The sequence below is a fragment of the Streptococcus mitis genome, assembly GCF_002005545.1.
Lineage (GTDB): Bacteria > Bacillota > Bacilli > Lactobacillales > Streptococcaceae > Streptococcus > Streptococcus mitis_I.
Genome location: NZ_LBMT01000006.1, coordinates 1 through 515 on the forward strand (window position 1 = coordinate 1; position 515 = coordinate 515).

General features: G+C 42.5%; 1 protein-coding gene. It reads left to right on the forward strand.

The window, feature by feature from the left end; all coding sequences use genetic code 11:
* Positions 1 to 515 (forward strand): hypothetical protein (locus QS39_RS11115; RefSeq protein WP_219335921.1); only part of this gene is annotated, 515 nt, incomplete at both ends.

Here is a 515-nt window from a genome sequence, read left to right on the forward strand (position 1 = left end):
AAGTTCCTAATGTAACAACACCAGCTAAATTCACACCAGAAACACCAGTAACTGAAAAACCAGGTAAGATTGAGATTACTCAACAACCAAATGGAAATGCGATTGTAACGCCTAAGAAACCAGATGGAACAACTTACCCATCAGGTAGCAGGGTAGAAATTCCAGGAGAAAATGGAACAACAATCACAGTAACAATTGGTGACAATGGTTCAGGTGAAGTACCAAATGACAACCTTCCTAAGACAAATGTCCCAGGTACAGGAACAGTAACAGAACCTAACAAGAAACCATCACAACCAGTGGATGTAACAACACCAGCTCGTAAGACACCAACACTAGATGTGAAACGAGATCCTGAAACAGGTGACGTTACAGTAACACCGAAGAAACCAGACGGCTCAATCTACCCACCAGGAACTACGGTAGAAATTCCAGGTAAAGGTGGCAAGCCAATCACAGTCACAATCGGTGAAGACGGTAAAGGTAAAGTACCAAACAGTGATCTACCAGATGTA